The sequence below is a fragment of the Solirubrobacter deserti genome (genome assembly GCF_027587175.1).
Classification (GTDB): domain Bacteria; phylum Actinomycetota; class Thermoleophilia; order Solirubrobacterales; family Solirubrobacteraceae; genus Solirubrobacter; species Solirubrobacter deserti.
Genome location: NZ_JAPCID010000009.1, coordinates 174,418 through 186,278, shown reverse-complemented (window position 1 = coordinate 186,278; position 11,861 = coordinate 174,418). Strand labels below are relative to the sequence as shown.

Sequence of the window (11,861 nt, the reverse complement as noted above, 5' to 3'; positions counted from 1 at the left end):
ACCGCGCCGCCGCACGGGCTCACCGCGCCGCCGCACGGGCTCACCGCGCCGCCGCACGGGCTCACCGCGCCGCCGCACGGGCTCACCGCGCCGCCGCACGGGCTCACCGCGCCGCCGCACGGGCTCACCGCGCCGCCGCACGGGCTCACCGCGCCGCCGCACGGGCTCACCGCGCCGCCGCACGGGCTCACCGCGCCGCCGCACGGGCTCACCGCGCCGCCGCACGGGCTCGCCGCGCCGCCGCGACGGCTCTCCACGCGCGTCCACGGCGACCGGCCGCGGCGCATGGCTAGCTGCGCTTGAGCAGGTGGACGTCGATCAAGAACGAGTTCGAGCCGACGATCTCGCCCAGGGGGCCGGCCTTCTTGCGCTTCTTGGCGGCCTTCTTGGTGCGGTGGCGCTTGACGACCGCGACGGTGCAGGCGCCGGCGACGAAGCCGGTGGCGGCGAGGGCCGCGGCCTGGACGCCCGGGACCGACAGCGCGCCGCCGGCCGGTGACTCTTCGAGCACGTCGGCGCGCTCGGTGACGACGGGCAGGCCGTCGACGACCTCGCCCTCCGTGACTTCTCCGTCTTCGTCAACCACGAAGCACAGACACTACCGCCCGCGGCGGACGTGCATGGTGCCGAACACGCGATCCCAGTACGGGGCGCTGATGCCGAAGCCGCGCTCGTCGTCCTGGAAGTGGTGGCGCATGTGCAGCTCTCGCAGCCACTTTCCCAGCCGGGTGCGCGGGGTGTGGTGGTGCAAGGCGTAGTGGATCATGTCGTAAGCGAGATAACCGCCCAGGAAGCCGGCCCCGAAGGCGAACGCGCGGTCCGCGCCCAGCACGAGCCAGAACAGCGCGTAGAAGATCAGCGCCAGCGGCACGGAGGCGCCGGGCGGCATCACGAGCCGGAGCGGGTCGTTCGGATGGTCGTGGTGGACGCCGTGGACCATCCAGTGCAGCCGCGCGCCGATGCCCTCCTCGGGCTCGAAGTGGAAGATCACGCGGTGAATCCAGTACTCGGCGAGCGTCCAGAAGAAGTAGCCGCCAACCGCCCACGCGAACGCCTCGAACACGCCCATCCGGTCCACGCCGAACGCGAACAGCACCGCGATCGCGGGCGCGAAGATCACGACCGGCACGAAGTGATGAACCCGGGTGAACTTGTCCAGCAGACCCGACTTGAACATCGGCGGGGACGCCTTCAGGAAGTCCGTACGGTCCATGCAGAAACCTTACAAAACCCGTTCGTAGACCCGAAAACGCCGCACGACGCGGCCGCCCATCGCCTCCATGGCGCGGTTCATGTTCTTGTTGGACTCCAGGATCCAGCCCATCTCGCCCCACTTCTGCGGCGTGCGCGAGGCGGTGTCGAAGTGCTCGACGTACAGCGCCGCCGCCACGCCCGTGTGCTGGTAGGCGTGCTTGACGCCGAGGAACCCGACTCGAACCCGGTCGATGATCCACTTCTTGCGCAGGTAGTGCAGCCAGCCGAACGGCAACACCCGCCCCTGCATCTTCACCAGCACCTGGTTGATGTCGGGAACCGTGATCGCGACCGCGGCGGTCTCTCCCGACTCCGTCTCGGCGACCATGTACCAGTTGCGGTCGAAGACGAGCTGCATCTCCTGTGCGTACACGTCCAGGTCGCGCTTGCCATACGGCACGAAGCCCCAGTTCTCGCTCCAGGCCTCGTTGTAGACCTCGGCGAAGCGGTCCAGGTCCCGCCGCAGCGAGCGCCGTGACATGCGCCGGATCGTGATGCCGTGCCGCGGCTGCACCCGCTCGGCCAGCTTGAAGACGACCGGCAGGATCTTCGACCGGTCCGAGATCACCAGCTCGTACATGAGCAGGTCGACGGCCTTCTCGAGCCCGGCCTCCTCGCAGCGCGCCGCGTAGTACGGCGGGTGCCACGGCTGGCGCACGAACGGCATCCGCTCGAAGCCCTCGAGCATCACGCCGACCTCGTCGTTCATCGTGAAGTCCATCGGCCCGACCATCCGCGAGCGCCCCTGCGCGCGCAGCCACGACGCGGCCGCCTCCAGCAACCCGGGCACGATGTCCGGCGCGTCCTCGAGCTCGAGGAAGCCGAACATGCCGGTCCCGGGCTCGTCGTAGTGCTCGTCGTACTGCGCGCTGATCCGGCCCACCACGCGGCCGTCGCGCCAGGCGAGGAACAGCTGGGCGTCGCCGTGCGAGAACAGCGGGTTCTGCGAGCGCATCAGGAACAGGTGGCGCTCGAGACGGAGCGGGGGCACCCAAACCGCAGAGGTAGAGTGCAGCCGGTACGGGAGTTCGACGAATTCCCGGCGGTCTCGCCAGGACGAGACCGGACGGACGACCACGCTCACTGGAGGCGGACCCTAGCAATGCCGACAGCCATCGACGTCTTCGCGAAGGTCCGAGGACACGAGCGCGCCGAGCAGCTGCGCGCCGCACGCGAAGCCGATCTGCTGCCGTACTTCCGCCGCCTCGAAGGCCCCGCCGGGCCGGTCGTGGAGATGGAGGGCGCCGAGCGGATCATGCTCGGCTCCAACAACTACCTCGGGCTGACCGCGGACCCGCGCGTGCAGCAGGCCGCCCGCGACGCGCTCGACAAGTACGGCACCGGCCTGACGGGCAGCCGCCTGCTCAACGGCACGCTCGACCTGCACCTGGAGCTCGAGGCCGAGCTCGCGGAGTGGATGGGCACCGAGGAGGCGATCGTCTTCTCCACGGGCCACCAGGCCAACGTCGGCACGCTCGGGACGCTCCTCAGCCCCGGCGACACCGTCATCGTCGACTCCGCCGACCACGCCTCGATCCTCGACGGCTGCCTGATCTCCAAGGCCAAGCTGCGCCCGTTCAAGCACAACCGCCTGGACCGGCTGGAGAAGATGCTCGCGCGGGCCGTGGACGACGGCGGCGGCGTCCTGGTGGTGGTCGACGGCGTCTTCTCGATGGAGGGCGACATCGCGCCGCTGCCGCGGATCGTCGAGCTGTGCAAGGCCTACGGCGCGCGGCTGATGGTCGACGAGGCGCACGGCGCGGGCGTGCTCGGCGCGCGCGGGGCGGGCGCGTCCGAGCTGCTCGGGGTGGAAGCCGACGTGGACCTGCGCATGGGCACGTTCAGCAAGTCCCTCGCGTCCTGCGGCGGCTTCATCGCCGGCTCGCACGAGGTGATCGACTTCCTGCGCATCTCCAGCCGCGCGTTCCTGTTCACGGCCTCCAACGTGCCGGCCGCCGTGGGCGCCGCGCTGGCCGCGCTGCGCATCCTGCGCTCCGACGAGGGGCCCGAGCTGCTGCAGCGCGTGCTGGACAACGGCAACTACCTGTCAAGCGGCCTTGACGCGCTGGGCTTCCGGGTCGTGCGGGGCGAGCCGGCGGTCACGCCGATCGTCCCCGTGCTGGTCGAGGACGACTGGAAGGCCGTGCTGCTCTGGCGCGCGCTCTACGACGCCGGCGTGTACGTCAACGTCGCCATCCATCCCGCTGTCCAGCCGGGCGGCGCGCTGCTGCGGACGAGCGTGATGGCCACCCATGACCGGGCCGTCCTGGATCGGGCGCTCGACGTATTCCGAAACGTCAAGCAGCAATTCGAATCCGAGCACGGCCCGCTGCCCGGGCCGGGCGCATAGCAGATTCACCGGTCGGTTACATGGCGATAAAAAAGCATGCTCTTTGCGGGTCCGGAGGGTGGTTGAGCGTTGCCGGATCGGGCGCAGGCGGGCTAGCCTCCTCACTCGGTTGAGCGCGAGAGCGCAGGGCTCCGATGTCGGGACACGCCGGGGCCAGAGAGGTCTGAGCGACGCTGTCGGGCGTTGGCAGACTGGTCTGCGTGCGCGATCGACCGACTGCACGTAAAACGATTTGATGGAAGGAAGCGGGGAGGTTCGATGGGAACATCTGCGATAGCCCCTGCGCCACCACAGCACATGCGGGCGCTGGAACAGGCGAACCGCGTACGGCTGGCGCGCGCCGAGCTCAAGCGCCAGGTGGCGGAGGGTGAGGCGACGGTGGCGGGGATCGTGCTCCAGTGCCCCTGGGAGGCCGAGAGCATGACGATCGCGGACCTGCTGATGAGCCAGCATCGTTGGGGCCGGTCGCGTTGCCGCCGGTTCCTGATGTCGATCTCGATGCTGGAGACCAAGACGATCGGGTCCATGACCGAGCGCCAGCGCAAGGAGCTGGCCGAACGCCTGTCCGAGGGTTACAACGGCGCTGTAGCGGCGTAGCTGGAAGCGGCGTCGGCGAGTGCGCCCGCTATGCGGGCGGCCCGCCGGCGCCGAAGCCGGGCCCACGGGTGGCGATCTCGACGACGTGGCCGTCGGGATCGCGGATGTAGATCGAGCGGAACGAGCCACGATCGAGCACGTCGGTGCACTCGACGCCGCGTTCGCGCAGATAGTCGCGCCACGCCTCCTGCTCTTCCGAGCTCTCGACCCGCAGCGCGAAGTGATGCGTGGAGCCGATGCCCACCACGCCCTGCGGCAGGCTCGCGTACTCCATGAACGTCAGGTAGCTGCCGTCGCCGGCGTCGAACCAGACGTGGCGCGCCTCCGGGTCGTCGTCGGAGGGAGCGTCGTGCACGATCGGCAGGCCGAGCGTGTCGCGATAGAACGCGATGGTGCGCTCGAGGTCACTGCTGATGGCGGTGAGGTGGTGCAACCCACGCAGCCGCATGCGCTTGTCGTCCGACACAGGGGCGCAAGGATAGGTGCTGGCTAGGCCGGAACGCCGGTCTTGCGGCGCCAGAGGCGCTTGAGCGCGAGGAACGCGAGCGCGAACACGGCCAGCATCAGCGGCACGACGGCCACCAGCCACAGGCCCGCGAACGCGCTGAGGGCGGCGGTCGCGACCGCCGGGAACGCGGCCAGCACGAGCGTGTGCGAGCGGTAGCCGGCGAAGTGCTCGCGCATCGAGGTGTCCAGCCCGCCGAGCGAGCCCAGGACCAAACCGAGCGTGAGCAGGATGCGCCCGCCCTGGTCCTCGGTGCGGAAGAGGCCGAGCACGATGCAGACGATCCCGGCCAGCACACACAGCTCCACGAGCGGGAACGGATGCCACGGCGCGTTCAGGCGTTGTGGGCGCTCGTCGATCCGGCGCGGCGGACGCGGGGGGACCTGCGGTGCGGTGGACTTCACGCGGCGCCGGCGCTTGCTCTTGTTGTGGCGGCTCACGCGGCTGAGAATCGTAGAGTCCGCGAAGCGACTCCGCAGCGACCATCGCTACGGGCGGAGCGCGTCGGCATGCTCGCCCGTATCCTCGTGGGCGTGGCGCGCAACGATCCGACGGACACGGGGGGCCTGTTCATCGGACGCCGCCCGGGCACCGGGCCGGTCCATTACCGCGGCGTGCCGGAGCGCGGATCGTCCGCCCGCCAGCGCGCGGACGGGCTGCTCGCGCTGCTCGTGCTGGCGGCCGAGACGCTGCTCTGCCTGTCGGTGTGGGGCCCGCAGCCGCTGGCGTGGCTGTGGATCGCCTCACAGGTCGACTACCTGGCGGACTCGAACTTCCTCGGGATCATCGTCGCCTTCTTCGGCATCCTGGCGTCGCTGTTCGTCACGCTGGCCGTCGCGAGCCGGATGGACCGCGTGTGGCGGCTGCTGCGCCGCGCCGCCGGCCACGACCAGCGCGAAGGTGTGCTGGCGCGCATCTTCGGCGCGTCGGCCGTGATCGCGCTGGTGCTGTTCGGGATCTGGTTCCTCGTGATCGAGGGTCCCGCGCCCTCGCTTGCGCCTCGCTGATGCGGCGCCTGCTGCGCTACTACCGCCAGTTCGACGAGCTTTCGCCGGAAGAGGTGAGCGCCGAGCTGCGCGCGCGCCGTGACGCGGAGCGGGCCTTGGTGGCCGAGCCGCCGCTGGACCTGTCGGGCTCGGCGTGGCACGGGCCGCCGCACCCGGAGCTCGTGAACGCGGCGACGTTCGCGCTGCGCCGGGCGGTCAATGACTACGCCGACGTGGCGCCCTTGCGCGACGCGATCGCGCGGCTGCACGACATCGATCCGGGCCGGGTCGTGGTGGGCCATGGCGCCGGCGAGCTCCTGCGCGCGGCGCTCCGGAACACCACCGGTAAGGAGGTGGCGGTCGTCTGGCCGGGCTGGCAGCGACTGCCCGCGCTGGTCGAAGCGGCGGGCGCGACGCCCGTGCCCGTGGCGGGGATCGCCCCGGAACGCACGACGGTGCTGACCACGCCCGCCGACCCGAGCGGCGCGGTGACGTCGTTCGCTGGCGGCGACGACTGGCTGATCGTCGACGAGGCGCTCGCGGACTTCGCCGAGGACGCGCCGATCGTCGACCACCCGCGCGTGATCCAGGTGCGGTCGTTCTCGAAGGGCCACGCGATGGCGGGGTTCCGCGTGGGGTACGCGGTGCTGGGAACCGGCGTCGAGCTGCCGCTGGCGCCGGCCGGCGGCGTGGGCGCCGCGGCCGTGGCCGGCGCGCTGTGGGCGGTGGAGCACGGAGCGGCGAGCGTCGCGCGGCGGCGCGAGCAGGTGGCGAGGGAGCGCGCGCGGCTAGCAGCGGCGTTGGGCGACCGCGTGACGCCGGGCGTCGGCCCGTACGTGTGGCTCCGCGCAGACGCGGCGCAGCTCGCGGCAGCCGGCGTCTACGTGGCGCCCGGGTCCGCGTGGGGCTCGTCGGAGCACGTGCGGGTCACCCTCCGCGACGCCGCAGCGACGGACCGGCTGCTCGCAGCGCTCGAGTGATCGATTGGTCAACCGCTGGTTGACCAATCGATCACTCGATGAGGTCCGCGGCGATCCAGACCGCTTCCTCCACGACGCCGGCGGCCACACCCGGGACGACGACGCCGAAGAGCGTGACGCGCGACGAAGAGGGCCGCGGCGGCGTGGTGAACAGCGGCACGCGGAGACCGGCGCCGACGAGCTCACCGCCCTCGATGCGCAGTTGATCCGCGTCGGTGACCCAGACGCCCACGCCGGTCTCGACCGTGGCGATCAGCAGCGCGTCCGGCAGCAGCCCGCGCGAGCGGTAGCCGCCCCGCACGAGCCGGTCGCGCAACACGGCTTCGGCCGGGGTGGGCGCGTCGATGCCGAGCCGCCGCATCGCGATCGCGTACGGGTCAGGGGCGATGCGCGGAATGCGATCCGCGAGCCCGCGCAGCCGGGCGCGCACGTCCGCCGGCGAGCGGCGAGCACTCACCGACACCCTGCGGCACACGAGCGACAGCTCACTCAATCCGGCGCACCCACTCCTCGACCTGCGCCTCGGTCTGCGAGCCCACGGTCGACCCCACGACGCGCCCGCCGGCCGCGACGTAGGTGATGGTCGGGCACACGACGACCGCGTACTCGTTCGCGACCGCCCCGTCGTTGTCGTAGCCGACCGGCAGGTTCGACTTCAATCCGCGCGCCTCCGCGGCGTTCGCGCGCACGGCGATCACGCGGAACCGTAGGCCCCGATGCCGGGCGGCGACGCGTTCGAGCACCGGCAGCTGCGCGCGGCAGCGGTCGACGGGGTGAAACACGAACGCGAGCACGAACGGGCCAGCCTCGCGGAGCTCGCACACGTTGAGGATCTCCGGGCCCCGCACCGCGCACGCCGGCCGCGCGCCGGCCGCGCCCTGGCCCTCGCCGGTGGCGACGTTGGCGTCGCAGCGGCCGCGGCACGGCGAGGTCGACAACGGCATCGCGAACGGCGGCAGCTCGTCGCCGGCCTCGAGCCCGCGCGAGCCCTCGGACTCGGTGACGATCGTGTTGAACGTGATGAACATGAGCAGCGCGCCCACGAAGATCACGATCAGGACGCCGGGGCGCTTCACGCCGCGACGGCCCGGCGCCGGCGGCGGCGCACGCGGCGGCGCGGCAGCAGCTCGCCGCGCTCGGCCAGCACCAGCACCGCCGGGAGCACCGCCAGCACGCCCACCAGCGACACCGCGAGGTTGAGCACCGTCACGAGCCCGAAGTCCCGCAGCATGGCCACATCCGAGGCGATCAGCACGGCAAAGCCCGCGATCGCGGTCACGCCCGACGCGAGCACCGCCGCGCCCGTCACCCGGTAGGTCCGCCGCAGCGCCTCCGCCGGGTCCAAGCCCGCGCGCCGCTCATCCACGTACCGGGCCGAGAGCAGCACCGAGAACTCCGTCGAGATCGCGATCACGAGTGCGCTCAACGCCGCCGACAGCGGATTCAGCGGCACGCCGGCCACGAACAGCACCAGCGCCGACCACCCCGTGGCCAGCGCGATCGGCACGAGCGGCACCCACGCCCGGGCCCACGAGCGGTACACCGCGAAGAGCGCCAAAGCGACCGCCAGCAACCCCGCGACGACGAGCAGCAGCCTCCGCAGCGGATCGCTCATCGCGTGGTTGGCGTCCGCCGCCAGCACCGGCAGCCCGGCCAGCGTCGCGCGCACACCTTCGGGCGGGTCGAGCCGTGAGCGCATCCCCTCGATCACCTCGCGCTGCCCCTCCAGCGACTGCAGCCGCAGCCCGAAGGCCAGCACCGCCGTCTTGCGGTCGGCCGAGATCGCCGCCTGCGACAGGTACGGCGGCACGGCGTCCAGCAACGCGCGCACCTGCTCGCGCGTCGCCGACAGCTCCGGCGTCCGGAACAGGTCCGGGAGCGACAGCGCCGGGCACAGCGCGGCGCCGGCACAGCCCTGCTCGGCGCTGTAGCCGTTGCGCAGCAGGATCTCGTTCTGGTAGTCGCGCATCCAGCGCACCACGGCGGGATCGGTGAGGTCCTCGCCCTCTACGAGGACGTCGATCTCCCCCGCCGTGCCCGTCGAACGCTGCAGCGCATCCAGGTCCTGGACGGCCGCGAGCGACTGCGGCACGAGCTTCTGCAGCTCGGACTCGATCGCGATCCGCGAGTCCAGCACCCACCCGCCGACGGCCAGCAGCACCGCCGCGACCAGCACCGCGCGCGCGTTGGCCACGACCCACCGCAACGGCCGCTCCACGCGCAGCCGTGGGAGCCGGACCACGTTGACGAGCTCGCCGGCGCCGCGCAGCGCCCGCGCGAACCCGCCCCGCGCCGGTGGCCGCCGCAGCACCGCGGCGCCCGCCGTGAACGTCAACGCCAGCGCCACACCGACGCCGACGACGAGCAGCGCCCCGAACCCGCGCACCATCGGCACGGGCGAGAGCAGCAGGATCAGGAAGCCGACCGCGGTCGCCAGGGCGGCGGTGCTGATCACCCGCCGCGAGTTCCCCGCCTGGAACTGGATCGCGTAGTCGACCGCCAACCCCAGCAGGACCGGCAGCACCGCGATCGACGCCATCGTCAGCGGCAGTCCGAGCAGCGCGAGGGCGCCGAACACGATCGAGACCGTCCCCAGCGCGACCATCAGCGGCAGCAGCCGCAGCCGCGCGCGGAACAGCAACGCGAGCACCAGCGCCATCACCGCCACACCCACCAGCAACAGCCGCAGTGTCGAGCCCGCGAGTACGCCCGTGAGCTCGTCCGCGAGCACGGGCACGCCCGTCACCACGTAGTTCCCGCCGCTCTCCAGCTTCCACTCCGGCATGGCGACCGCGTCCCGCACCAGCGCCACGGCCTCCGCGCGCTCCTCCTCGCTCAGGCCGGCGTTGAGCCGCACCGAGATCAGCGCCGACTCCGGCGAAGGGAACAGGTACGCGAAGCGCGCTTTCGGCGTGCGCTCCCCGCGCGAGGGGTCGAATACCAGCTGGTAGACGAAGTCGGGGTCGTTGAGCTTCGGCGCGCCCGTCAGGTTGAGCCCGTACTTGGCGTTCATCGCCAGCAACTCGGACGCGAACTGCGCGTAGACGAGCTTCTCCGCCTCCTGGCCGAGCCGCCGCGCCTCGGCTGCGGACTTCCCGTCGGCTCGCGCCAGCTTCGAAGCCGCCTCCCGCGCCCGGTCGGCCTGCGCCGCCCGCTCGCGCGTGCGCCCCTGCAGCTGCGCGGTGAGCTCGTTGACCGACGAGTTGATGAACGTCCCCGGCCCGTACACGACGTGCACGCGATCGGCGGCCGCGATCTTGTCGCATGGCGAGCCCGCCCCGCCCGGCGGCGTCGCGCCCGCGGGCAGGTTCCCGGACAGACAGCCCTCGAGCCCCAGCAGCCGGTTGAGGTCGGACGTGAGCACCATCCGCGGCAGATCGCCGCGCACGAGCACGTACACGGCGTCGTCGCCGAAGCGCTCGCGCGCCTTCTCGGTCGCCTGCCCGGACTCGTTGCCGCCGCCGACCAGCGAGCCCGTCGACGCGCTCACATCCAGCCGCGTGGCCAGCGCCGCACCCGCAACGACGAGCACGAGAGCAACGACGATCGCGCGCATCGAGCTACCCGTCGTCGCGCGCGTTCACGTGCGGGTACTGCGTGCGCTCGCCGCCGAACTCGAACGGCCCCTGCTTGCGGCACGGCGGCGCCACCAGGCCGGCGTTGCCCACCCCGCCGAACGCGAACTGCTGGATGCGGTCGAGCAGCTCGGTCGGGATCAGCGTCGCCGCCTGCTCGGGCGTGAGCGGGATCTGCGGGATCGGCGGCAGGTTGATGGGCGGCAGCGGCAGCCCCGGGATCACCGGCTGGACGGTCGGGACCGGCGACGGCACGGGCGCGATCACGTCGTTGACCAGGTCGATCGGCAGGTTGGTCAGGGACGGGATCTGCGTCCCCGACGAGCACTGGCGGTCCTCGTACACCGCCAGCCCGGAGTTGATCTGGTCGAAGTGCCCCGGCAACGTGTACGGGTTCGGCCGGTTGGTCGGCAGCCGGCGCGGATACACCGCCAGGTTCTCCGGGTTCAGCGGGTTGCTGGTGCGCAGGTAGTGCAGGCCGGTGCGCGCGTCGCGCGCCTGCGTGGCCGAGCCCGCGTTGGCGAAGAACGACGTCAGCTCGCGCTTGTAGAGCCCGATGAAGTCGACCGCGGGCGTGAGCTGAGCGGTCGCGGGCACGAGCTGGCCGAGCGTGGGCCGCGTGTCCACGAGCACCTGCTCGGCGGCCGGGAAGCCCTCCTTGGAGGCCTCGATCAGCGGGTCCAGCTGCTCGAGCAGGTTCTTGAGGTCCGGCGCGACGTCCTGCAGGTCGCGCAGCGTCGGCGACAGCTCGCGCGCCGCGGGCCGCAGCTGCGTGACGAGCGGGTCGGTCTCGCGCTGGAACTCGTCCAGGCGCTCGAACGTCTGCCGCGACTCGTCCTCGAACGTCGGCAGCGCGCGGAACGCGGCCTGCAGGTCCTCGTCGCGCGCGGCCGTCGCCGCGAACACGCTGTTGGAGTTCTCGATCAGCGACCGCAGCTGCGTGTCGCGCTCGTTGAGCGCGCCGAACACGACGCCCGTGTTGGCCACCAGCTGGGAGAGCGCCTCCTCCTGGCGGTTGAGCACGTCGACGATCGTCGCCGTGTCGTCGGCGAACGGCGCCAGGTTTCCCAACGCGTCATTCAAGTCGCGCCCGCGGCCATCGCCGATGGCCTGAGCTTGAGTTTGCATCCAATCCTGGAAGTTCGCGCGCGTCTCCGGATCGAAGGAACGCAGGATCTCGTCCAGCTCGACGGTCTCGGACACCTGCGTGGACGCCAGCGCCCCGCCCTCGGCGATCGGCTCCGCGTCATTGCGCCCCGGCGTGAGCTCCACGTAGGTCTCGCCCAGCAGCGTCTTCTGGCGCAGGATCGCGCGCGCGTCCGACGGCAGCGGCGCGTAGCGCGACTGCAGCTGGATCTCGACGTCGGAGGCGCCCGTGCGCTTGTTGGGCGTGATTTTCTTGACCTTGCCGACGGGCACGCCGCTGATGCGCACGTCGGCCTCGGTGGCGAGCTGGCCGACCTCGGCGAACTGCGTGTGGAAGCGGTAGCCCTTCGGCTTCAGGGGCACCGGCCCGCCGAACGCGAGCCACAGAAACAGCAGCAGCCCAAAGCACGTCAGCGCGAACAGCACCATCGCCGCGATCTTGCCGAAGGAAGGAACGTCCTTGACCAC

Annotated in this window: 13 protein-coding genes and 1 pseudogene; 5 read left to right on the top strand and 9 right to left on the bottom strand. The window is 71.8% G+C overall.

Going from position 1 to position 11,861, the window contains the following annotated elements; translation table 11 throughout:
• Nucleotides 1-303 (top strand): annotated as a pseudogene (locus tag OJ962_RS08425) (hypothetical protein); the annotation flags it as partial.
• On the opposite strand, the gene OJ962_RS08420 reads toward OJ962_RS08425, so the two are convergent.
• Genes OJ962_RS08420 through OJ962_RS08410 form a run of 3 tightly spaced genes read right to left on the bottom strand, consistent with a single transcriptional unit; the run spans nucleotide 290 to nucleotide 2,245 of the window.
• The gene (locus OJ962_RS08420) at nucleotides 290-586 is read right to left on the bottom strand and encodes a hypothetical protein (protein ID WP_202955844.1); all 297 of its coding nucleotides are present in this window, start codon (nucleotides 584-586) and stop codon (nucleotides 290-292) included. The pseudogene OJ962_RS08425 and the gene OJ962_RS08420 sit on opposite strands and share 14 nt — an antisense overlap.
• Before the next feature lie 12 nt (nucleotides 587-598).
• The gene (locus OJ962_RS08415) at nucleotides 599-1,213 is read right to left on the bottom strand and encodes a sterol desaturase family protein (RefSeq protein ID WP_202955843.1); all 615 of its coding nucleotides are present in this window, start codon (nucleotides 1,211-1,213) and stop codon (nucleotides 599-601) included.
• A 9-nt stretch (nucleotides 1,214-1,222) separates the two neighbouring features.
• The gene (locus OJ962_RS08410) at nucleotides 1,223-2,245 is read right to left on the bottom strand and encodes a hypothetical protein (protein WP_202955842.1); all 1,023 of its coding nucleotides are present in this window, start codon (nucleotides 2,243-2,245) and stop codon (nucleotides 1,223-1,225) included.
• Between the two features lie 111 nt (nucleotides 2,246-2,356).
• On the opposite strand from OJ962_RS08410, the gene OJ962_RS08405 reads away from it, so the two are divergent.
• Nucleotides 2,357-3,604, top strand: a complete 1,248-nt coding sequence (locus OJ962_RS08405; protein ID WP_202955841.1) for an aminotransferase class I/II-fold pyridoxal phosphate-dependent enzyme — start codon at nucleotides 2,357-2,359, stop codon at nucleotides 3,602-3,604.
• 297 nt (nucleotides 3,605-3,901) lie between these two features.
• On the top strand, nucleotides 3,902-4,201 hold the full coding sequence (locus OJ962_RS08400) for a hypothetical protein (RefSeq protein ID WP_202955840.1): 300 nt from the start codon (nucleotides 3,902-3,904) through the stop codon (nucleotides 4,199-4,201).
• A gap of 28 nt (nucleotides 4,202-4,229) precedes the next feature.
• On the opposite strand, the gene OJ962_RS08395 is transcribed toward OJ962_RS08400, so the two are convergent.
• A complete protein-coding gene (locus OJ962_RS08395) occupies nucleotides 4,230-4,667 on the bottom strand; it encodes a VOC family protein (protein ID WP_202955839.1) in 438 nt (145 codons plus the stop codon).
• Nucleotides 4,668-4,690: 23 nt separating this feature from the next.
• Nucleotides 4,691-5,146: a hypothetical protein gene (locus OJ962_RS08390; protein ID WP_202955838.1), complete on the bottom strand. Its 456-nt coding sequence runs from the start codon at nucleotides 5,144-5,146 to the stop codon at nucleotides 4,691-4,693.
• Between the two features lie 69 nt (nucleotides 5,147-5,215).
• Between OJ962_RS08390 and OJ962_RS08385 the strand changes: the two genes are divergently transcribed.
• The gene (locus OJ962_RS08385; RefSeq protein ID WP_202955837.1) at nucleotides 5,216-5,713 is read left to right on the top strand and encodes a hypothetical protein; all 498 of its coding nucleotides are present in this window, start codon (nucleotides 5,216-5,218) and stop codon (nucleotides 5,711-5,713) included.
• Nucleotides 5,713-6,672, top strand: a complete 960-nt coding sequence (locus OJ962_RS08380) for an aminotransferase class I/II-fold pyridoxal phosphate-dependent enzyme (RefSeq protein WP_202955836.1) — start codon at nucleotides 5,713-5,715, stop codon at nucleotides 6,670-6,672. Before OJ962_RS08385 ends, OJ962_RS08380 begins: the two co-directional genes overlap by 1 nt.
• A gap of 31 nt (nucleotides 6,673-6,703) precedes the next feature.
• On the opposite strand, the gene OJ962_RS08375 is transcribed toward OJ962_RS08380, so the two are convergent.
• Genes OJ962_RS08375 through OJ962_RS08360 form a run of 4 tightly spaced genes read right to left on the bottom strand, consistent with a single transcriptional unit; the run spans nucleotide 6,704 to nucleotide 11,861 of the window.
• Complete coding sequence (locus OJ962_RS08375; protein ID WP_202955835.1) at nucleotides 6,704-7,129, bottom strand: hypothetical protein; 426 nt, start codon at nucleotides 7,127-7,129, stop codon at nucleotides 6,704-6,706.
• Nucleotides 7,130-7,157: 28 nt separating this feature from the next.
• Complete coding sequence (locus OJ962_RS08370; RefSeq protein ID WP_202955834.1) at nucleotides 7,158-7,748, bottom strand: TlpA family protein disulfide reductase; 591 nt, start codon at nucleotides 7,746-7,748, stop codon at nucleotides 7,158-7,160.
• The gene (locus OJ962_RS08365; RefSeq protein ID WP_202955833.1) at nucleotides 7,745-10,228 is read right to left on the bottom strand and encodes an MMPL family transporter; all 2,484 of its coding nucleotides are present in this window, start codon (nucleotides 10,226-10,228) and stop codon (nucleotides 7,745-7,747) included. The genes OJ962_RS08370 and OJ962_RS08365 overlap by 4 nt, the downstream gene beginning before the upstream one ends.
• Nucleotides 10,229-10,232: 4 nt before the next feature.
• Entirely contained in the window at nucleotides 10,233-11,861 is a 1,629-nt protein-coding gene (locus tag OJ962_RS08360; protein WP_202955832.1) for an MlaD family protein, read from the bottom strand.